The organism is Pseudorhodobacter sp. W20_MBD10_FR17 (assembly GCF_052119765.1).
GTDB lineage: Bacteria > Pseudomonadota > Alphaproteobacteria > Rhodobacterales > Rhodobacteraceae > Pseudorhodobacter.
In genome coordinates this window covers 1-21,453 of sequence record NZ_JBGQOQ010000021.1, presented here as the reverse complement: position 1 = coordinate 21,453, position 21,453 = coordinate 1, and the positions used below count along the sequence as shown (strand labels likewise).

Sequence of the window (21,453 nt, the reverse complement as noted above, 5' to 3'; positions counted from 1 at the left end):
GTTATCTGATCTTGTGTGGGGTCGTTTGTCTTACTTGCCCAGTTTCAAGAAATAGTCAAAGATTTCAGGAACGTTGCCTTCGCCCAAGCCTGCATCTACGGCAGCCTGAAGGTTGTGCGACGTGCCTTCAGCGATTTCGGCGCGTGTGCCCAGATCCTTGGCCATCTCTAGGAAATAACCCAGATCTTTGTTGGCATTGTTGATCGAGAACCCCAGATCGCTTACGCCGTCTACGGCGTAGTTCTTGCAGAACTTCATGAACGGAGAATTCGATGGGCCAGCCGACATGATGTCGAACAGCTGTTGGCGATCAACGCCCGCACGGTCAGCCACGGCAAAGGCTTGGCTCATTGTGCAGACGGTCGTCATGCCCATGAAGTTGTTGATAAGTTTGGTCGTATGGCCAGCACCAAGCGCACCAAGATAGAACACGTTTTCGCCCTGCTCATCCAGCACTGGCTTCATTTTATCAAAGGTCTCTTTGTCGCCGCCGACCATGATGTTCAGCAGGCCATCTTTGGCATGTGCTGGCGTGCGCCCAAGCGGCGCATCAAGCATACCCGCGCCTTTTGCAGCCAAGTCAGCGCCGATTTTACGGGTCGATGCCGGGATAGACGTGCCGAAATCGATCAGAACGGCACCTTTTTTGATACCAGCCAAGATGCCGTCTTCGCTATAGACGATCTTTTCAACAACCTCAGACTTGGTGAGGCAGAACATCACGATATCACTGGCCTCGGCCAGTTCTTTGGGTGAGGTGGCTTCGCGCGCGTTACCACGGGCAATGACCGTGTTAACAACATCTTTGTTGAGGTCCATCACGACCAGCTCAAAGCCCCTTTTTTGCAGGTTCTCCACCATATTGCCGCCCATAAGGCCAAGTCCGATGAAACCGATGACAGGTTTGGTCATGCCGATGTACTCCATTTAGGTATTCTTAAGGATTGGGTATTCAAAGGAAATCTTCGCGTTTAGGCGTAAAGATATCCAACAGCTTACCTGCCTCAAGGCAGGTTGCGCCGTGTACGATATTGGGTTGTTTATACAGCGAGTCCCCTGCGGAAATCACATATGTCTCATCGCCGACCACGAATTCAAACCGGCCCGAGATGACATAGGTAATCTGCTCGTGCGGGTGGCTGTGAAGCGCCGCGACGGTGCCGGTTTCAAAATGCACCTCAACGCACATGACATTGTCATTGTAGGCGGCAACTTTTCTTGTCAGTCCGCCACCGGCGTCAACAAGTTTGTTTTCCTTGCCGGGAAATAGGTTTTTTACGGTCATATTAGATCTCCGTCATGTGTCTTGCGTTCAGGCACCGGCCAGATGGTGGCCGGTGCCCCTATTCGCCGCAGGTCAGGTATTCGCCAGTTTTTTCATTACTACGCGGAAGGTGTTTTCGTCCGAGTCGGTGAAATACAGGTCGGCGTCATAGCCTTGGTCATCGAGGAAATTGAAAATCCGCTTTGGATCATCCAATTTGTAAGGCACCAGCAGGGTCGCAATCCGGTGGCGCGTTGACGCCGGATAATGCGCTTTCAAGCAAGTGCTGACAGGCAGGCCTTCGTATTCGCTAGGGTCCACGCCGGGAAAGCCGGTTTCTTGGGTCAACACGGGCTTGCCCGCCTCGGACCAAACCACTTGGCCGTAGAAGCCCGCTTTTTCACCCGTGTTGCGGAACGACGAACCGCCCAGATCAAACGGCTGGTTCGCGTGCAGCAACCAGTCAATCGTGACTGGCGTTTTTGCATCAACCTTATCGACGATCACGAAGTAGCTGTTGCGCACGAAATAGATTTCACGCTCGGCCAGTGTGACCTCGGGAGACAGGGACTGATAGGCCGCCGTGGCATCGCCTTTGATGTAGATATGGTCTTCGCGCTGTTCAGCGGCCAAAATCTGGCCCGTTGCGGCCATTGCCTTGGATTTATCCTTATCAGCATATTGGCCTTTACCATTGATAAGAATAGCGTTTTTCGAGATCGTCTGGCGACGCCATTTTTGGTGCATGGTCGAGTTGAAGGCGACGTAATAGCCGGACTGGATCGCCATATCCTCGCCGTAGGCGCCCATGCAAAAGGCGTTTTGGTCACCGTGGCTGTGGCTGATCGAACCGAAAGGCGACGATTTCATCACAAACTGGATGTGGTTTTCGGGGTCGGCCATCGCGTGCTGAATACCAACCCAACCGATGCCTTTGAACCAACGGAAACCGCTTTCGGGCGCAGTTGCTTCGACCAACGGGTAATCGGTCAGATAGGTCAGCTCGTCAAAATTGGTATCCCACCAGCCCCAGTTATAAAACGCCATTTCGGTGTTGGGGTTCAGGCGGGCAAGTTCCTCGTTATACCATTGATAGGCACCGTTTCCGGTAACGCCTGCATATTGCCGCAGGTTGATGCCGGTTTTGATACAGGGCAAATCGCCTTGCGTACTATCATCCCCAAAGAACACGCGGCGGCTGTTAGGCGCTTTGCAAAACAGCGGAAAATCACCGGTGTTGCGGAAGAAAGGCCGCTTATACAGATCAATTCCGGTATAGGATTTCAGGCGGTTCGCTGCCTCAATCAGATAGGCCATGCCCATCATCCAATAGTTTGTGCCCTCGGCCCAGCCGCCATCGCTGTCACCCCAAGGAGAGTAGACAGTGGACAGAAACTCGATGCAATAATCCAGCCATTCGGCGGCCTTGTCGTCAGGTTCATCGCTGCGCAGGGCAATCAGCGCCGGAATAAGCGTCAGGGAAACCGAACGGACGGCATGGCTGTCATAGGGGAACAGGTGGATCTTGGCACCGATGATCGCATGTTCAGCAATATCGCGGGTACGCTCCATCAGTGCGGCCCGAACGCGGGCGCGCTCGTCCTCGGTCATCTCATTATACAGCCAGTCATAGCCCCATGTCAGCGCGTTGGTCACGCGGTAGGCCCATTCATCGGTATAGGCGCGCGAGGTGGTACCCATCGGGTCCCATTCAGCGACAGACAGCAACCATTCTTTGGCGCGGGCAATCATTTTCGGATCTTGTGTCACTTGGCCACCAATCGCCAAATGGCGGATGGCATACATCGCCTCTTGCAATTCAATATAGGTTTTGCGCCACACAGGGGCGGTCCGCTGGTGGTTAGGATAGCCCACAGGCTCGGGCAAAATCTCGCGGTCCATCCACGGCAGAACCGATTTCGCGTAGAAATTGGCCCATGTGCAATGGTCTGGATCGGCCTTTACCGCCTTGCGGAAGTCATCCAAGCGATCGGATGTCAGCCACAGACGCGGGTGACTAAGGGTGGAATTGGCATAGCGGGTCGCCCGTGACGGCAGCGCGGTTTCGGGCACGCCTTCGGGGATTGTGAAACTGCGAGTGCTGCTAAATGCGGTGGTGGGTTTGCCAGCGGCATCGCAAACGGCATAAGACCAGTAATGGTCTCCCAATTCCAGCGCGACATCAGGCGTGAAAAAGTTCAGCGGGATGCCGGTGAAAACCTTGGTTGTCTTGGCGGGAAAACTCGCATCTGAGGAGATACGCAGCACATAGCGCGCCTCATCCTCGATCACCGGCAGCCATGTAAACCGTGGCGGATTCTCGGTGATGTGGGTCTCGGCGGTCGGCGCGTATTGAATCGTCAAACGGCCTGCTTTGGGTTCATCAAGTACGGGGAGGGTTTTGCCGGTCATTGGACGTGCTTTCTAGTAAATTAGGGGCGCGCTTTGATAGACGTGGCCAATACTGGCCACGCCCTTTTTTTTCGGTTAGCCCAATGGGCTTACTTTCCGTACTGGCGCTTGTAGGCCGAGTTCATGACTTCGATGACCTGCTCGTAACCCATTTTATCGAGGGTTTTGATGTAGTCATCCCAATCAGCCTTCACGTCGCCTGTACCAAGGATCCAAGCCTGCTGACGCTCCAGCATGTAGGTTTGCATCGACGGCCAGTACTTGTCGTAAACAGCCTGCTCGTCTTTGTTGAACGCAACGCCGAGGAACTGTTCGATCAGCAGGTCGTTTGCATCATAAAGCTCGATGCCTTTGCGGGCTTCTTCCGATGTCCACTGCCATTCGTAGCGGTAATCCTGGAAGTAGCCGCGATAGATTTGCGCGCCTTCCAGATACATTTGGCTGTTCACCGGCGAGTCGCTGGTCAGGACTTCTGGTTTAAAGGTGGGTTCACCGTTGACCATATCCCAAGTTTTGCCCTCAACACCAAAGTTAGACAGGTTGCGGCCTGCCTCGGTGAACCAGAAGTCAAAGTACTTGATTGTCTCAATAGGGTGCTTGTTTGTATAGCTGATTGCCCAGCCATCTGGCTTGATCGGAATGCGGCGATGCTCTTCCATGCGCACGCCTGCAGCCGATGCTGGCGGCAAGAACGGGACAAAGTTAAAGCCTTCGACCTTGTCTTTCAGCGCAGCGTTATAGCCCGAAGTCGAGGCAAACCAGTCATGGGTAGAGCCACCAAGGTTTTCCGACAACAGATAGTCACGCGAAGACGAACCACGGGTGAAAATCTCGGGGTCGATCAGGCCTTCTTTGTACCACGCAGCCAAATTCGCCATTGCATCGCGATACGCGTCTTGTGCGTAAGGGTGTGCGATTGCACCGTCTTTGACATAGAAATCATGGTACGAGTCAGAGCCGGAGGTCCGTGCATCCCAAAGCGTCAGCAAGCGCAGAACTTCTTCCCAATCGCGGGCAAAGTAAGGCACTTCGTCTTTCATACCGTTGCCGTTCGGGTCTTGATCGCGGAACGCGGTCAGAACAGCGTGGTATTCTTCGACGTTCTGCGGCTGTTGCAAGCCCAGTTTATCCAACCAGTCCTGACGGACATACCAAGCGCGGCCGAACTTACCATCTGGCAGATATGGAATGTAGTAATAGTTGCCGTCATAGGCCGAAATCGCCTGTTGCAGGCCGGGGTGGGTATCCCAGAACGCCTGAATATGCGGCGCATATTCTTTAACCAAATCGTTCAAAGGCACGAACGCACCTTCTGGGCCGTATTGGTTCACAGGCTGCTGGATTTTGTTACCACCAACGATGTCTGGCAGATCGCCCGTCGCCAAAAGCAAGTTCATGGCTTCGTTGTTGTCTTTGGTGTTCTTACCCGAGGTTTTATCAACCAGCGAGATGCCGGTCATTTCGCGCGCGGCGGTTTCAACCGGATAGATTTTGGTTACATCGCCACCAACGCCGTAGCCTTGGGCGCGGGGCCAGTGCATGTGGATCGTCAGCTCTAGCGGCTTTTCAACGATCTTCAGGTTCTCTTGAGCGAATGCCGGCGCAGTGATTGCCGTCGTCCCTAGAATGGCGAGTGCCACTGAGAGTTTCTTCATAGTATCCTCCTCTAAATAAACAGTTATTCTTTCACACCACCCAGCAAGATACCTTTGCTGAAGTACTTTTGCAGGAACGGGTAGATGAGCAGAATTGGAATAATCGAACACACGATGATCGCAGCGCTGACCGTCTCAAACGAATAGGCGGCAGATAGCAGGCTGTTGGCGAATTCTTCGTCGTCCGAAAGATCGGCGATGACCTGACGCAGGTACACCTGAAGCGGGATTTTGCTGCTATCTTGCAACAAGACCATAGCCCAGAAAAACCCGTTCCAGCGCGACACGATGCAAAACAGCGTAACGGTGGCGATGGCAGGCTTGGACAGCGGCATATACACTTTCCAAAGCACCTGAAACTCATTGGCCCCGTCCATCCGTGCCGCTTCTTCAAACGACTGCGGGATGCCTTCAAAGAAGTTGCGCAGCAGGATGATGTTAAAGCCGCTGACCGCAAAGCCGATGATGATGCCGAAATAGCTGTCGAGCAAACCAAGATCGCGCATGTTCAAAAAGAACGGGATCATCCCTGCGTGGAACCACATGGTGAACGCCACCATCAAGTTCCAGAACCGCCGACCGTAAAGCTGGGGCCGCGACAATGCGTAGGCGCCGGGGATGATGAACGCGAGGCTCATCAATGTGCCGCCGATGGTATAAATGAAGGTGTTTTTATACGAGTTCCAAAAGGCCGGCTCGGACAAAACGCGCTTATAGGCTTCTAGCGTGAAACCAACTGGCGTTAGCAGCACGTTGCCTGCGCGGGCCTCAAACCCCGTACTCATCGACAAAGACGCGATGTAGATGAACGGATACAGGGCCGAGAGGGTGAAGATCCCGAGCAGGATCATGTTGAGGATGACGAAAAGTTTGTCACCACGCGAATAAAGATTCATGTTGGTCATAATACGGCCCCCCTCACCACAGCGATGTGCGCGAATAGCGCTTGGATATCGTGTTTGCGGTCATCACCAAGACAAAGGCGACGAAAGCGTTGAACAGGCCCGCAGCCGCAGCAAGATCGTATTGGCCACCCTGAATACCCTGACGATAGATGAACGTGTTAACCACATCGGCGGTCTGGTAGGTTGCAGGCTGGTACAGCAGGATGATCATCTCAAACGACACTTCCAGCATGTTACCTATACGAATGATCAGCATGATGATGATCGTCGGCAAGATCGACGGGACAGTGATTTTCCACACCATTTGCCAACGCGACGCACCATCGACCACAGCACTTTCGTACAGGGTTGGCGATACACCAGCGATAGCGGCAAGGTAGACGATCGACTGGAAGCCTGCCTCTTGCCAGATACCGGTGCCGACAAAGATCGGGCGGAACCATTCGGGTTTGGTCAGGAAATAGACGGAATCATAGCCAAACCAGCCCAACACCGTGTTCACAATACCCGCCGATGGCGAAAAGGCCGTGATAACGATACCCGCGATAATCACAGACGAGATGAAGTGCGGCAGATAAACGATCGTCTGCGCCGTTTTCTTAAAGGTTTGGTTCAGAATTTCGTTGAACATCAGCGCCAGAATGATCGGCATCGGAAAGCCGAAAATCAAACCGTAAAAGCTAAGGATAATGGTGTTTTTCAGCGCGCGCAGGAATTGATCGTTGCCAAAAAGCGTGTGGAAGTGTTCAAGACCCACCCACGGGCTGTTCGCAACACCGCGAAACACGCTGAAATCTTTGAACGCGATTTGCAGGCCGTACATCGGCTTGTACAAGAACACGAGCAACCAAAGGATCGTCGGCAGCAGCATCACGTAAAGCTGCCATTCGCGTTTCAGGTGCTCGATAACCCGCTGCATTTTGTCAGAGCCGCTGGTGGCTCGCGCCTTATGGGCAGTGTCGGTTTTTCCTTGGGTCATTGCTCTATCACCTGACCCGGGAACGTCATGCCCGTTTTCGCATCAAACACGCGGATCAAGTTAGGCTCGATCGTAAAGCCCGGAAAGCCGTTCAGAATGTGCATCTGGCCAACGGTTTCGGTACGGATAACAAACGGCTGGCCTGAAAGCGTGGCGTGGATAAGCGCCTCGGACCCGAGCGTTTCGATCAAATCAAGCTCGATCTTGACACAATCAGGCGCATCTTCGGCGACAACTTTTACAAATTCGGGACGGATACCCAAAATAACATCGCGGCCAACAGCGTTTTGCAGCGATGGAATGGCAGCAAGCTGAATCGACTGGCCTTCAAATTCGGCGACGGGGCCTTTTTCGCCCTTGGCGATCTTGGCCTTGACCATGTTCATGGGCGGTGAGCCCAAGAAGCCGGCAACAAAGGTGTTGATCGGGTTCAAGAACAACTCCATCGGGGTGCCGACCTGCTCAATCCGACCGGCGTTCATAACGACGATACGGTCGGCAAGGGTCATCGCCTCTACCTGATCATGGGTCACATAGATGCTGGTCACGCCCAAGCGTTTGTGCAACCGCTTGATTTCGGCGCGCATTTGCGTGCGCAGCTTGGCATCAAGGTTGGAAAGCGGCTCGTCAAACAAAAAGACCTTGGGGCGGCGCACAATAGCACGGCCCATAGCAACACGCTGGCGCTGACCACCCGAAAGATCAGCAGGGCGGCGCTCCAGATACTCGGTCAGCCCCAAAATACCGCTGACTTCTTCAACTGCGGCGGCGATATTTTCTTTGCTTTCCTTACGGATACGCAACCCAAAGGCGATGTTTTCGGAAACGTTCAAATGCGGGTAAAGCGCATAGTTTTGAAACACCATCGCCACATCGCGGTCTTTTGGCGCAACGCGGTTCACATGGCGATCATCGATGGTCAAATCACCGTCCGAAATCTCTTCGAGACCGGCGATCATGCGCAATGTCGTGGATTTACCGCAACCAGACGGCCCAACGAGAACGACAAACTCTTTCTCTTGAACTTCTAGGTCAATGCCGTGCACGACCTTCACCGCGCCATAGGCTTTTACGATGCCCTGTAAACGAACCCCTGACATATCGTCTCCCTTTGTCATGGCTCGTTCTGGCACTCCTCCCAGTCCGAGCGTATCCGCATTTATCTGCATGCTTTCTGCCCACTGCCGAAAACAAATGATTCGTGATAAATTTAGACTAGCATACTAGTTGAACATCTAGAATACTAGTATCAAATATCGACATCAAACTGAGTCGGTGAGGTTATGAAAAGATCGTCAGATGGAGCTTCGCTCAACATTCTGTCGCCCACATTCGCCCTCAATTTCCGTTCAGTCAACTGAAATTGGAAAAACCTTTTTGACCATTTGATCGGAAACGCCTTGGTTAAGAAGTGCCAACAAAATAAGAGACTGCTAGCTTTAATGCCGATTTAACGCTATTCAAACGACGCTCTGGAGGATGCCTAAGTGATGCCGATGAACCACGTCCGTGACCGTCGAACGACTGTCGACGAGATTTATGACTATTTGCACGACGAGATAAGCTCTCTGCGTCTGCGGCCTGGTGACAAAATATCCGAGGCCGATATTGCCGCGCAATTTGGCGTTTCACGACAGCCTGTGCGCGATGCGTTTAGCCGGCTGGCAAACCTTGACCTGTTGCTTATTCGCCCGCAACGCGCCACCGAGGTAAAGCGCTTCTCAACCCGTGAGATTGAAAAATCACGGTTCGTTCGCGCCGCAGTTGAGGCAAAAGTGCTGCAATTTGCCGCCGAAAAATGCGATAAGCACGGCGCTGACATCCTTGAGACCTGCCTTGAGCAGCAGCGCAAAGTGATCGACAAGGGTGACTACCACAAATTTGGTGCGCTTGACTATGCATTTCACAAAGCGTTGTGCCAGATCGCCGGCGTTGATTTTGCCTTTGAGGTGATTTCCCAAGAAAAAGCCAAGGTTGACCGGCTGTGCGTTCTGGGTCTGTTCAAAGATGAACGAATGCCGCTGTTGCTGGAAGATCATGAGGCAATCGCCCACGCTGTAATCCACCACGATCCGGTGGCCGCGGTGGATGCAGGCATGTTGCATTTGACGCGGCTTGACGGAACACTTTTGGACATTGCCGAAACCAATGCCGATTATTTTGAACAAGATACTGACCAAGCCCACTAATTGGCGCTTGGTCAGAAAAGCTTACTGAAACGACGTGTTCGCGTGGGTTAGCGCCGCCATAACGCCGCGCATTTCCGCAAGCCCGCGCATCCGCCCGATCAGTGGATAACCGGGGTGCGTGCCCGAGCCGATATCGCCCAGCAATTCATGCCCGTGGTCCGGCCGCCATGGCAGGTTGCAATCGGTGCGCCCTGCCTCTTTGCGGCGTTTTTCCTCGGCTAGCAGGACGGCGACCAAGGCAACCATATCGGTATCACCCTCCAGATGCGCCGCCTCCTCAAACGAGCCATCGGGGTCTTTGCGCACGTTGCGCAGATGGACAAAGTGGATCCGGTCGGCGAATTGCTTGGCAATCGCAGGCACATCATTGCGCGGCCCAGCGCCAAGCGACCCCGAGCATAGCGTCAGCCCGTTTTCCACCGCGCCCTGTTGCTCCATCACCCACGCGATATCTTCGGCACAGCTTACGATCCGCGGCAGGCCAAAAATATCACGCGGCGGGTCATCGGGGTGCACGCAAAACTTCATCCCCAAATCTTGCGCGGCGGGGATGATTTCGGCCAAAAAGCGGGCGTAGTTCGTCTTAATCTCGGCGCGACCAATGCCATCATACAGCTTTAGGGCCTCGCGCAGCGCGGGCACGTCATAGCGGTCATAAGCACCCGGCAGGCCTGCCATGATGGCGTCGACAAGGCCCGAACGGTCGTCTTCAGTTGAGGCGTCAAACCATGCTTTTGCGCGGGTTTTCACATCTTGCGCATAGTCTTGATCGGCACCGTCGCGGCCCAGCATATGAATTTCAAGCGCGCAGATATGCACTTGGTCAAACCGCAGTGCATTGCCGCCGTGTGGTAAGGGTTGGCGCAGCGCTGTACGCGACCAATCAATCAGCGGCATAAAGTTGTAGCAGATGGTTTTGACACCTTCGGCCGCCAAATTCGCCATAGATTGCCGATAGTTGGCGAATAGCGCGGTCAGGTCGCCGTCGCCGCGCTTGATGCGTTCATGGATAGGCAGGCTTTCAACCACCAGCCATTCCTGGCCATGCCCCGCATCTACCAGCAGCTTTTTGCGGGCGGCGATTGCGGCACCCGACCACACCTCGCCATAAGGGATTTCGTGCAGTGAGGTAACAATACCCCGCGCGCCTGTTTGCGCGACTTGCGGCAGTTCGATTTTATCCAACGGCCCGTACCAGCGCCAACTTTCCTGCATGCTTTTTGCTCCGTGATTAAAGCCGCCCTGCCCCGCGCCGGTCTGTGGCACAGGATTCGGGGAGGGTATTAGCACATCAATCACTTGCAAGCTAGTATGGAAGTATGGCAGGTTGCCATGAGGGGGAATCACAGTGGCACACATGGACAGCATCACAACGCTAGACCCAATGCGGCCGATCACCCCGCAGATCACCCGCCTTTTGCGCGCCCGTATCATCAAGAACCATCTGGTTCCCGGAAATCGCATTTCAGAAACGGAAATCGCGACAAGCTATAAGGTCAGCCGCCAGCCGGTGCGCGAAGCCTTTATCAAGCTGCAAGAGCAAGGGCTGCTCATGGTGCTGCCGCAACGCGGAACCTTTGTGTCCAAGATTGCCTATCAGGCGGTGCTCGACGCCCAGTTTCTGCGCGAAGCGATAGAGGCCGACATCTTGCTGATGCTTTCGACGGCCCCGCCCCCTCCCCTTGTAGACGAGCTACGCAGTCAGCTGGAAACCCAACGTGCACTTGGGTCAAATGACCCCGAAAGCTTTATTCATCTTGATGAAACCTTTCACCGCACCTTGGCTGAGGCGGCGGGCAAAGGCGGTGCTTGGCGGCAGATCGAAGGCTTGAAATCGCAGATGGATCGGGTCAGATTTCTCGCCATGACGCAGTTTCCGGTGGATAAACTTATCCATCAACACAGCCAGATCGTCGATGCGTTGGCCCTGAAAAACCCGATCCTTGCCCAACGGGCGCTGCGCCTGCATCTGCGCGAAGTTCTTACCGACCTGCCGCATATTATGACTGCACGACCCGATTTTTTTGACCTGCCAGATGGCGAAATGCCAGCCCCACATAACACGCCTCTGCCGGGCTAACACCCTATGCCCAAAGGAAAATGCAATGGCCCTGCTAGATGAAAACCGACTGTTTCCAACCGAGCCTGCCCTGCGTGACATGGCGCGCGAGCTGTATAATGGCGTCCGTGATCTGCCGATCATCAGCCCGCATGGCCACACCGACCCGCGCTGGTTTGCCGAAAACGAGGCTTTTCCAGACCCTGCACAACTGTTTGTAACACCCGATCACTATGTGTTTCGGATGCTGCATTCCCAAGGCATCCCGCTTGAAGCTATGGGTGTGCCGCGCGTTGATGGCGGCACGGTTGAGCAAGACCCGCGCAAAATCTGGCGGTTGTTTGCGGAAAACTTTTATTTGTTTCGTGGCACGCCCTCACGCATCTGGGTGGACCACGCGTTCCAAGAGGTGTTTGGCGTCACCCAACGCTTTTCGGCCACCACGGCCGACGCGATCTATGACCATATTGCCGATTGCCTGACCCGCCCCGAATTTCGCCCCCGCGCACTGTTTGAACGGTTCAAGATTGAGGCGATTTCCACCACAGAAAGTGCGCTGGATGATCTGCGCTGGCACAAAATGATCCGCGACAGTGGGTGGTCGGGCAAGGTTGTGACCGCCTACCGCCCCGATGCCGTGGTAGACCCCGAATTTGACGGCTTTGCCGCGAATGTTGAACAGTTAGGCGCGCTTACCGGCGAAGATACCACCACTTGGACCGGCTATCTTGCGGCCCATCGCAGCCGCCGCGCGTTCTTTAAAACCTTTGGGGCCACCTCATCTGATCACGGCCACCCCACCGCCCGCACCGAAGATTTGCCGCAAGACGTGGCCGCCAAGCTGTTTGACCGTGCGCTGCAAGGCAAATGCACGACAGATGAGGCCGATATGTTTCGCGGCCAGATGCTGACCGAAATGGCAAGGATGAGCCTTGATGACGGGTTGGTTTTGCAAATCCACCCAGGATCTTTGCGCAACCATTCTGCCGATATCATGGCCCGTTTTGGCCGGGATAAGGGCTATGACATCCCGACTCGCACCGAATATGTCCATGCGCTGCGGCCGCTGCTGAATGCGGTTGGTGGGCGGCCTGACATGACAATCATCGTCTTTACCTTGGATGAAACCACCATTGCGCGCGAATTGGCCCCGCTGGCGGGCGTTTACCCGGCGCTAAAACTGGGGCCGCCGTGGTGGTTCCATGACAGCGCCGAAGGGATGCGCCGGTTCCGCGAAAATGCGACCGAGACGGCGGGGTTTTACAACACCGTCGGCTTTAACGATGACACCCGCGCTTTTTGCTCTATCCCCGCGCGTCACGATGTTGCGCGCCGCGTTGATTGCGCGTTTTTGGCGACCTTGGTGGCCTCTGGCCGCCTTGCCGCTGATGAGGCCCCCGAGGTTGCGGGCGACCTCGCATACCATTTGGCGAAACGCGCCTATAAATTGTGATGCCCAATCCACCTGCCACGACGATTTTCTATAACCGAAAGGCCCCTAAATGCTGACCGTTGAAACCCGCCACGCCATTCACCAAGACCATGCCAAGGGCATGGACACCGCCGCTTTGCGCAAAAATTTTCTGACCGAGGGGTTGTTTGCTGACGGTGAAATCCGGCTGGTCTATACCCATTACGACCGCTTTGTGATGGGCGCGGCTGTGCCGGCAGGCGGCAGCCTAACGCTTGATAAAGTTGTCGAATCCGGCACACCATCTTTTCTCGATCGCCGCGAAATGGGGATTGTGAACATCGGAAGCGCGGGCACCGTGCAGGCTGGTGGCGAAACCTATGCAATGGATAACGGCGATGTGCTGTATCTTGGGATGGGTGCGGGCGCGGTGACGTTTTCGGGCGCAGGCCGGTTCTACATCACCTCTGCCCCTGCACACCGTGCTTGCCCAGCGCGGCTTGTCACTGTGGCGCAGGCGAAAGAGGTTAATCTTGGCGCGCCAGAAACCTCAAACCAGCGGACAATCCGCCAGTTTATCCACCCGCAAATCATGGACAGCTGCCAGTTGGTTTTGGGCTACACCACGCTGCTGAACGGCAGTGTTTGGAACACCATGCCCGCCCACACACATGACCGCCGGATGGAGGCCTATTTGTACCACGGCATGGCACCGGAATCGCGCGTTTTGCACCTGATGGGTGAACCCGCCGAGACCCGCCATATGTTTATTGCCAATGAGCAAGGGGCTTTGTCGCCACCGTGGTCTATCCATGCGGGCGCGGGCATCGGGGCCTATACGTTTATATGGGCCATGGCCGGTGATAACGTCGATTTCACCGATATGGACATGCTGACACCGGGGGATTTGAAATGAGCAATCCTTTTTCGCTAGACTGCCGCCGCGCTTTGGTAACTGGCGCCAATACCGGCATTGGTCAGGCCATTGCAGTGGGTCTTGCCGCCGCTGGCGCCACCGTGGTGTGCGCTGGTCGTCGGGCCTGTGATGAAACGGTGGGCTTGATTACGGATGCAGGTGGCACCGCGTCGTCGCTGTTGGTCGATTTCGCAGACCCGATGGCAGGGCAATCCCTGTTTGCAGGCCAAGGCTTTGATATTTTGATCAATAACGCAGGTATCATCCGCCGCAATGACGCCGTTGATTTCACGGAATCCGATTGGGATGATGTGATGGACGTTAACCTGAAGGCGCTATTTTTCACCACCCAAGCCTTTGGCCGCGAGATTTTGGCCAATGGTGGCACAGGCCGCGTGGTCAATATCGCATCCTTGCTGTCGTTCCAAGGCGGCATTCGTGTGCCATCCTATACCGCGTCCAAGCATGGCGTGGCAGGGCTGACCAAGCTGTTGGCGAATGAATGGGCGGCGCGCGGTATCAACGTGAACGCCGTGGCACCGGGCTATATTGAGACAAACAACACCGAGGCCCTGCGCGCCGACCCCGACCGCAACAAGGCAATCCTTGACCGTATTCCTGCGGGCCGTTGGGGCGATGCCGCCGATATTGCGGGCGCTGCGACCTATCTTTGCACCCCCGCGTCGGCCTATATCCACGGCGCTATTTTGAACGTTGATGGAGGCTGGCTTGCCCGCTAATCGCTTAACCCCCAGCAACGCTGCCCGGCCGGGTGTTGGCATTGTCCACCTTGGCCTCGGCGCGTTTTACCGTGCCTTTGGCGCGATTTATGTGGCCGAGGCAATGGCTGCCAAAGGTGGCGATTGGGGCATCATCGGTGTATCCCTGAAAAGCCCGACCACCCGTGACGCGCTCGCCCCACAAGATTGGGCCTATACCTCTGTCACGCTGGCCCCCGAAGGCGAGCAGGCCGATGTGATCGAGGTACTGCAAGATGTGCTGGTTGCCCCCGAAAACCCCGCAGCGGTTATTGCGGCAATGGCGGATGCGGGGGTTAAGATTGTGTCCCTCACCGTTACCGAAAAGGGCTATTGCCACAATCCGGCAACGGGGGCATTAAACCCAGATCATCCTGATATTCAGCATGACTTGGCCAATGCTCTGCCCGTCTCGGCCCCCGGCTTTTTGGTCCGCGCGCTGGCGGCCCGCCGTGCGGCTGGGCTTGCCCCGTTTACGGTTTTGACCTGTGACAACCTGCCCGAAAACGGCAAGCTGGTGCGTGGTGTGGTTTTGGAATTGGCCCGCCTGATCGACCCCGCTCTGGCCGATTGGATTGCCGAGGACGCCCGTTTTCCAGCCACGATGGTCGACCGTATCACCCCTGCCACGACCGATGCAAACATCGCCCGCGTGACCGAGTTGACGGGGAAATTTGACGCGGCCCCCGTGCTGCACGAACCTTTCCGCCAATGGGTGATTGAAGATGATTTTGTCGGCGGCCTGCGCCCCGATTTTGCCGCCGTTGGTGTTCAAATGGTCCATGACGTTACCGCGTTTGAGCATATGAAACTGCGGATGCTGAACGGCACGCATTCTTCGCTGGCCTATCTGGGGTATTTGGCGGGGCATGAAACCATCTCGGATACCGTGGCGAACCCCGCCTTTTCGGATTTTGTCGAACGGCTGTGGAATGAGATCATGCCCACAGTCGCCACCCCGCCGGGCGTTAGCCTGCCCGATTACGCCCGCGCGCTGAAGGCCCGCTATGAAAACCCCGCGATCCGCCACCGCACGTGGCAAATCGCGATGGATGGTAGCCAAAAATTGCCGCAACGGCTGCTGGGCACTTTGGCGCAAAACCTTGCCGCGGGCCGTGACAGCCCCGGCCTCTGCCTCGCGGTTGCGGCGTGGATGCGTTATGTTGGTGGCGTAGATGAAGCGGGTGCCGCGATTGATGTGCGCGACCCGTTGGCGGCCAAGCTGCGCAGTATTTCTGATGCAGCCAAGACGCCAGCCGATAAGGTTGAAGCACTTTTGGCGATGGACGAGGTCTTTCCGCCCGCATTGGCCGCCCAGTTGCGCGCACCCGTAACGGCTGCAGCGTCCCTGCTTTGGGAAAAGGGTGCCCAAGCCGCTGTTGCCCAAACTGCGGCCTCTTAACGGGTATGCTAGCATTGGGGCCCGACTGTGTAGGTCGGGCCCGCTTTTACATGGTCTTCATCTGCCCCACCAACTCGCGGACGCGTTCGGCATTATCAGCAGCCACGGTTCCATCGGCATTCAAACGGTTGTTTTCAAACCCGATCCGCGCCTTGCCGCCGTGGCGCATTGCCTCGATCAGACAGGCCGTTTCCTGCGCGCCAAAGGCACAAGCGCCCCAATCGACGCCCGGAACCGTTGCGCCAAGCACCTGCGCAAGTGCGCTGACATCGGATGGCGCGCTCACTTGCCCCACCGAATAACGCCCCAAAACGATCAGCGCCATCAACCCCTCGCGCGCAATATCACCCGCTGCAACCATCCGCCCCAGATGCGCGACGTCGGCAGCATCATATAGGATGTGCTGCACCCCGATCCCTGCCTCGGCACAGGTCGCAAAAAACCGCCGCGTCACGGCTTCATCCTGCTCGGCTGTAATCTCGCGCAGGGCAACCGACACGGCAGCAGGGCGTAAATCCTGCACCAAACGGCGCTGCTCAGTTGGCGTATAGCGGCCCACGGCCTCGGATGTGATTTGCACATAAAGCTGGGGGGCACGGCTGCGCAGCTCGGCCAGTAATTCGGCATATAGCCCCGCGTCCAGAACATGCCGCTGCTCGGCATCACGCACATGGGCGTGCAACCCATCCGCCCCCGCAGCACAGCAATCCACCGCACAGGCGACGGTTTCAGCAATCGTCACGGGCAAGGCCGGATGATCGGCGCTGGTCAGCTTGGCACCGTTCGGGGCGACCATGATCTGTGGCAACGGCATCATGCTGCAAGCGCCTTTGTGATCGCGGTCGAAAGCTTGCCAACCAATTCATCGATTTGCGCGTCTTCAATAATGAACGGCGGGGCGAGCAAGATGTGATCGCCGTTTTGCCCGTCAATCGTGCCCGACATCGGATAGCATATCAAACCGGCTGCAAAGGCCTCTTTTTTAACCCGCGCCGCCAGTCCGCGCTTGGGGTCAAAGGTCGCTTTCGTCTCACGGTTTGCCACCAATTCAATGCCGCGAAACAGCCCGCGCCCGCGAATATCACCCACATGTGGGTGCTGGCCAAACTCCGCCCGCAGCGCCGCATCCAGCTTTGTCCCCTGCTCGCGCACCCGCCCCAAAAGGCCACCATCGAGGATTTCACCCAGCACCGCATTGGCCGCTGTGGCCGCCATCGCGTGCCCCATATAGGTGTGGCCATGCTGAAAAAACCCGCTGCCCGCTGCAATGGCTTCATAGATTTTGCCCGAGGTTAGCAGCGCACCAATCGGCTGATAGCCCGCGCCAAGACCTTTGGCGATGGTCAGCATATCGGGGGAAACGCCATCCTCGAGACAGGCAAAAATATGCCCTGTGCGGCCCATGCCACACATCACCTCATCCAAAATCAACAGCACGCCGTATTGGTCACAAATTTCGCGAATCCGCTTTAGATACCCCGGCACAGCAGGCACCGCACCCGAGGTCGCGCCCACCACAGGTTCGGCAATAAACGCCATCACCGTTTTGGGGCCAAGCCGCAAAATCTCGGCCTCCAGCTCGTTGGCAACGCGCAACCCGTAGGCCGTTTGGCTTTCGCCATCGTGGCGGTCGCGGTATTCATAGCAAGGGCTGATATGGGTCGTATCGGCCAGCAGCGGTGCAAACTGCGCCCGCCGCCAGGCATTGCCACCCGCCGCCAGCGCGCCCAGCGTGTTGCCGTGATAGCTTTGCCGCCGAGCGATCACGCGGTGGCGGTTGGGTTCGCCTATCTCAAGGAAATACTGCCGCGCCAGCTTGATCGAGGCCTCAACAGCCTCGGACCCGCCCGACACCAGATAGACTCGATCAATCCCCGCAGGCGCATTTGCAATCAACCGATCAGCCAGCATTTCCGCCGGTTCCGAGGTGAAAAAACCTGTATGGGCAAAGGCAAGCCGGTCAATCTGACCATGCAGCGCCGCACGCACCGCCGCGTTAGAATGCCCAAGACAAGAAACTGCCGCCCCGCCCGACCCATCGAGATAGCGCCGATCCTCGGCGTCAATCAAATAGCAGCCATCCCCAGCCACTGCGACAGGAAGAACGCCCTTGGTAGATCGGCCGAAAATATGACTGGTCATGCCCGAAATCTTTCCTGGTTTGGCGCGACTCATGGGCCGCGCGCTGACAACAATTCGATTGTATTATTTTATGTCAGACTATAATACAAGTGCATTATCTCCCTTTTGCCAAAGCTATGGACCCGATGAAGCAGCCAAACACTATCCGCAGCCAGTTGGCTGATCTTTGCGCCCACGGCACGCCCACCCTGCGTGGTTTTGCAGCTTGGGTTTTGGACAACTTGCCGCTTGTTGCCTTTCATTCCATACGCGGCCTTGCCAAACAGGCCGAGGTGAACCCCAACACCGTGACCCGTTTGGCCAAAGAACTAGGTTACGCCGGTTTTGATGCCTTCCGCGCCGATGTGCAGACCACGCTGCAAACGCCTGCCCCAAGCTATGCCGACCGCGCCCGCGCATTGCGAAACCGCAGCGGCCATGATGCGTTTGCCGCAGTGATCAACGCCAATCACCAAAATACCGCAGCCCTTTTTTCGGCCGAGACGTTGGACCTGCTGGAAAGCTGCATCGCCCCGCTGCTCGGCGCGCGCAAAGTCCATACCGTTGGCGTGCGCAGCTGCTATTCGGTTGCGCATTACTTTAGCTATGTCGGCGGCATGGCTTTTGCGAACTTTGTCGAACTGCCGTCCCTATCTGGCGCAATCGCCGACCAGATATCACAGGTAGGCCCCGACGATATTGTCATCGGAATCACCTATGAACATTATTCAACCGAGGTCGTGCGCGCCTGCGAAATTGCCCGTGCAAACGGCGCGCGCGTGCTTGCCTTAACCGACAGCTATGCGTCACCCATTGCAGTTGGGGCGTGGAAAACGTTGCGATTACCTATGGCTGGCCCGCATTTCATGCCCTCGCTGAACTCGGCCTTTCTGGCGGTAGAGATGTTGCTGGTCGGCATGGCGGCGCGATCGGATGGTGCTGCGGAAAAGGTGGCCACATTCGAAGCCCGCATCCGGCAGTTTGGCGGCTATGCGGGAACGACAGGCAACCGCGACTAGCCGCTTAGATGCACGGCTTATCGTAGGCACAATTCATTTGCCACCAGACCTCGGTATGGCATAAGTGACATGGAAACTTGACGCAACGTCACTTATTTTTTATGCGGAGTGAACAAAAAATCGTCATAAGAGCAACACACCCAACACAATGCACCCAGAGGTTGAAATTTGTTGCGAAAGACTTTACAATAGCAAGTATACGAACGAAATTGTTGCAACAGATATTAAAAGGTTTGAACCATGATTTTCTGGCCGATCGTATCATTGATTTACATCGCAGTAACGGTTTTTGCCGTGTACATGACCTATCAAGAGCAACGCCGTCAGGGCCGCTCGAGCCCGATGTATAACCTGATCGGCTATTTGCTCTGTACCGTCTGGCCGGTTTTAGTTGCCGCTTTTCTGGTGATGGCACGATTCGGCCCAGACGCAGGGCTTGCGGCAAAACAGGACTGATAGGCCCTGCGCTAGAATGCAACCACGATCATCGCCCCGCATTACAGTTGCGGCACTGCGGTCAATGGCGGAACAATTCCAAAACTCATAAGATTGCTTCGATATTAGAAACAGCATTGTGCAGCCTCCATGCATGCCGAAGGTCACGACCAAACAGATCGACCCAGATTTCGGACAGCAACACAGGTTAAACCTGCTCAAACAGTCTCCGGCGCAGCGATTCGCCCCCGTAGCCGATAGCGCCCGCGACGAGTAAATTTGCCAGCTCGGAGCTGGCCATCGTCACAGGGTAAATCACAACCGAATGCGGCCACTCATTCAAGCAAAATAACCCAGCATAAATATTGCGACGGCTGCGCGCCCAATTTGATTTTGTGCCTTCTGCCTTCGGCAGGTCCATTATGGACAAGGGGCCGCACGGCTGGATAAACCCAGTTTGTACGCTGCCGGCACATGCACCAAGCCGACGCAGTTATGGCGCGAAACATATAAAAATCTAAATAACGAGCGCTGTCCCGACGGGTCTGTGATCCGCATTCGGGGGCGGACCGATGTAAAAAATCACACCCGCAGGGCCGCCAGCACCGCCTTTCATTCACGCATCGCAAGTAAAACGGGCTTTTCCGAACTTTCCTGCATCTTAAACGTGAAAAATTGTGATTAATTACGCTTTCCCTAGGGTAAATGGATTGTCGCCTTGGTAAAGAATCGGTAAAGCTGCCATAAGAAAAGACAAGATTCGTATGTTATTTTTTGAACATAGGCCTATTTTTTGCTCACAGGCCGATTTTTTGATCGCGCCAAGGGTGAGTGGCTCTTGCTGTCGAATTGTTGAACAACAAAGGTGAGAAACGAAATGACTGTGCATTATAAACAGATATTATCGACCGACGCCGACATATCACCCCGCCCGTCGTCTAAAACAAAAACCCCCTCATCTAGGGTATACCGCCGTTTTGGCAAGCGCTTGATTGACGTGACCACTATTCTGCTGGCTGCGCCTGCGATTCTGATTATTGTGGCTATTTTGGCTGTTCTTGTCGCTTTTGATGGTGGCAAGCCGTTCTATGTCCAAAAGCGGGTGGGCCGGAATGGCCGCATCTATACTATGTGGAAGCTGCGCTCGATGGTATCTGATGCTGATGCGAAGCTGGAAACCTATCTGAGCCAGAACCCCGAGGCCCGCATTGAATGGGACCGCGACCAAAAGCTGAAGTCCGATCCGCGCATTACCGCCTTTGGCCGCTTCTTGCGCAAATCCTCGTTGGATGAGTTGCCGCAGCTTTGGAACGTGCTAAAGGGCGAAATGAGCTTGGTCGGCCCTCGCCCCATGATGCCGTCGCAGATGGCGATGTATCCGGGTACCGATTATTATGATCTGTTGCCGGGCATTACTGGAATGTGGCAGGTTTCAGCACGCAACAATTCAAGCTTTGCCGACCGTGCCCGATTTGATGCGGATTACAACCAGTCTTTGTCATTGGGCACCGATATACAATTGCTGAAAGCCACGGTTCGTGTCGTTTTACGCGCCACAGGGCACTAAAAACAGCGGCCGAACGGCTCTTTTTCATCACGTTGTTCCGATTTGAGGCAGTGCCAGCAATGGCGCTGCCTCAATCAATTTATAGGCACAAGTCTGAGGTGCAGGCGGTTTGCTCAACGCTCTGGATTAGGCGTTTATAAGGCGATTTTTCTTGGTTGAGCGGGCTGTCGATGACATAGACGCCTTTGACCACCCGCAGCGCAAACACGTTGGGAACGGAATGCAGTCACCGCCCCCCTTCGAACAGCCGCAAAAACTGAAACGTGTCGAGGGAAACCGGGGCTTGTGTGGATGCCCCCGGTTTTGCAAGCTGATTTTTCGACATTTCGGCTGGGCTTCAATCGGTCGTGTGTCAGGCCTC

The 21,453-nt window shown here is 55.6% G+C and carries 19 protein-coding genes; 9 read left to right on the top strand and 10 right to left on the bottom strand.

Annotated elements, in window-relative coordinates; translation table 11 throughout:
* Nucleotides 1–30: 30 nt before the first annotated feature.
* The 7 genes from ACEN2J_RS14075 to ACEN2J_RS14045 all read right to left on the bottom strand — a co-directional run bounded on the left by ACEN2J_RS14075 (nucleotide 31) and on the right by ACEN2J_RS14045 (nucleotide 8,315).
* Entirely contained in the window at nucleotides 31–912 is an 882-nt protein-coding gene (locus ACEN2J_RS14075) for an NAD(P)-dependent oxidoreductase (RefSeq protein ID WP_442106735.1), read from the bottom strand.
* 40 nt (nucleotides 913–952) lie between these two features.
* Nucleotides 953–1,285 (bottom strand): cupin domain-containing protein, encoded by a 333-nt coding sequence (locus ACEN2J_RS14070; protein ID WP_442106734.1) that lies wholly within the window; start codon nucleotides 1,283–1,285, stop codon nucleotides 953–955.
* Between the two features lie 72 nt (nucleotides 1,286–1,357).
* Nucleotides 1,358–3,676 carry a DUF4962 domain-containing protein gene (locus tag ACEN2J_RS14065; protein WP_442106733.1) on the bottom strand — a complete coding sequence of 773 codons (2,319 nt, stop codon included), beginning with the start codon at nucleotides 3,674–3,676 and terminating at the stop codon, nucleotides 1,358–1,360.
* 89 nt (nucleotides 3,677–3,765) lie between these two features.
* Nucleotides 3,766–5,331 (bottom strand): extracellular solute-binding protein, encoded by a 1,566-nt coding sequence (locus ACEN2J_RS14060; RefSeq protein ID WP_442106732.1) that lies wholly within the window; start codon nucleotides 5,329–5,331, stop codon nucleotides 3,766–3,768.
* A 23-nt stretch (nucleotides 5,332–5,354) separates the two neighbouring features.
* Complete coding sequence (locus tag ACEN2J_RS14055; protein ID WP_442106731.1) at nucleotides 5,355–6,236, bottom strand: carbohydrate ABC transporter permease; 882 nt, start codon at nucleotides 6,234–6,236, stop codon at nucleotides 5,355–5,357.
* A gap of 13 nt (nucleotides 6,237–6,249) precedes the next feature.
* Nucleotides 6,250–7,215 (bottom strand): ABC transporter permease, encoded by a 966-nt coding sequence (locus ACEN2J_RS14050; protein ID WP_442106730.1) that lies wholly within the window; start codon nucleotides 7,213–7,215, stop codon nucleotides 6,250–6,252.
* Nucleotides 7,212–8,315 (bottom strand): ABC transporter ATP-binding protein, encoded by a 1,104-nt coding sequence (locus tag ACEN2J_RS14045; protein WP_442106729.1) that lies wholly within the window; start codon nucleotides 8,313–8,315, stop codon nucleotides 7,212–7,214. Before ACEN2J_RS14045 ends, ACEN2J_RS14050 begins: the two co-directional genes overlap by 4 nt.
* Before the next feature lie 390 nt (nucleotides 8,316–8,705).
* Here ACEN2J_RS14045 and ACEN2J_RS14040 point away from each other — a divergent pair, with 390 nt between their 5' ends.
* The gene (locus ACEN2J_RS14040; RefSeq protein ID WP_442106781.1) at nucleotides 8,706–9,404 is read left to right on the top strand and encodes a GntR family transcriptional regulator; all 699 of its coding nucleotides are present in this window, start codon (nucleotides 8,706–8,708) and stop codon (nucleotides 9,402–9,404) included.
* A 21-nt stretch (nucleotides 9,405–9,425) separates the two neighbouring features.
* Here ACEN2J_RS14040 and uxuA read toward each other — a convergent pair whose 3' ends face one another.
* The gene (gene uxuA, locus ACEN2J_RS14035; RefSeq protein WP_442106728.1) at nucleotides 9,426–10,619 is read right to left on the bottom strand and encodes a mannonate dehydratase; all 1,194 of its coding nucleotides are present in this window, start codon (nucleotides 10,617–10,619) and stop codon (nucleotides 9,426–9,428) included.
* A 142-nt stretch (nucleotides 10,620–10,761) separates the two neighbouring features.
* Here uxuA and ACEN2J_RS14030 point away from each other — a divergent pair, with 142 nt between their 5' ends.
* Genes ACEN2J_RS14030 through ACEN2J_RS14010 form a run of 5 tightly spaced genes read left to right on the top strand, consistent with a single transcriptional unit; the run spans nucleotide 10,762 to nucleotide 15,950 of the window.
* Entirely contained in the window at nucleotides 10,762–11,484 is a 723-nt protein-coding gene (locus ACEN2J_RS14030; RefSeq protein WP_442106727.1) for a GntR family transcriptional regulator, read from the top strand.
* A 25-nt stretch (nucleotides 11,485–11,509) separates the two neighbouring features.
* Nucleotides 11,510–12,916 carry a glucuronate isomerase gene (gene uxaC / locus ACEN2J_RS14025; protein ID WP_442106726.1) on the top strand — a complete coding sequence of 469 codons (1,407 nt, stop codon included), beginning with the start codon at nucleotides 11,510–11,512 and terminating at the stop codon, nucleotides 12,914–12,916.
* A 49-nt stretch (nucleotides 12,917–12,965) separates the two neighbouring features.
* On the top strand, nucleotides 12,966–13,790 hold the full coding sequence (kduI, locus tag ACEN2J_RS14020; protein ID WP_442106725.1) for a 5-dehydro-4-deoxy-D-glucuronate isomerase: 825 nt from the start codon (nucleotides 12,966–12,968) through the stop codon (nucleotides 13,788–13,790).
* On the top strand, nucleotides 13,787–14,530 hold the full coding sequence (gene kduD / locus ACEN2J_RS14015) for a 2-dehydro-3-deoxy-D-gluconate 5-dehydrogenase KduD (RefSeq protein WP_442106724.1): 744 nt from the start codon (nucleotides 13,787–13,789) through the stop codon (nucleotides 14,528–14,530). The genes kduI and kduD overlap by 4 nt, the downstream gene beginning before the upstream one ends.
* On the top strand, nucleotides 14,508–15,950 hold the full coding sequence (locus ACEN2J_RS14010; RefSeq protein ID WP_442106723.1) for a mannitol dehydrogenase family protein: 1,443 nt from the start codon (nucleotides 14,508–14,510) through the stop codon (nucleotides 15,948–15,950). The genes kduD and ACEN2J_RS14010 overlap by 23 nt, the downstream gene beginning before the upstream one ends.
* Before the next feature lie 46 nt (nucleotides 15,951–15,996).
* Here ACEN2J_RS14010 and ACEN2J_RS14005 read toward each other — a convergent pair whose 3' ends face one another.
* Entirely contained in the window at nucleotides 15,997–16,767 is a 771-nt protein-coding gene (locus tag ACEN2J_RS14005) for a 3-keto-5-aminohexanoate cleavage protein (RefSeq protein WP_442106722.1), read from the bottom strand.
* Entirely contained in the window at nucleotides 16,764–18,092 is a 1,329-nt protein-coding gene (locus tag ACEN2J_RS14000) for an aspartate aminotransferase family protein (RefSeq protein ID WP_442106721.1), read from the bottom strand. Before ACEN2J_RS14000 ends, ACEN2J_RS14005 begins: the two co-directional genes overlap by 4 nt.
* Nucleotides 18,093–18,217: 125 nt before the next feature.
* Here ACEN2J_RS14000 and ACEN2J_RS13995 point away from each other — a divergent pair, with 125 nt between their 5' ends.
* The 3 genes from ACEN2J_RS13995 to ACEN2J_RS13985 all read left to right on the top strand — a co-directional run bounded on the left by ACEN2J_RS13995 (nucleotide 18,218) and on the right by ACEN2J_RS13985 (nucleotide 21,092).
* Nucleotides 18,218–19,090, top strand: coding sequence for a MurR/RpiR family transcriptional regulator (locus ACEN2J_RS13995; RefSeq protein WP_442106720.1), 873 nt, complete (start codon nucleotides 18,218–18,220; stop codon nucleotides 19,088–19,090).
* Nucleotides 19,091–19,330: 240 nt separating this feature from the next.
* A complete protein-coding gene (locus tag ACEN2J_RS13990; RefSeq protein WP_442106719.1) occupies nucleotides 19,331–19,546 on the top strand; it encodes a hypothetical protein in 216 nt (71 codons plus the stop codon).
* Nucleotides 19,547–20,402: 856 nt separating this feature from the next.
* Entirely contained in the window at nucleotides 20,403–21,092 is a 690-nt protein-coding gene (locus ACEN2J_RS13985; protein WP_442106718.1) for a sugar transferase, read from the top strand.
* Nucleotides 21,093–21,453 lie beyond the last annotated feature (361 nt).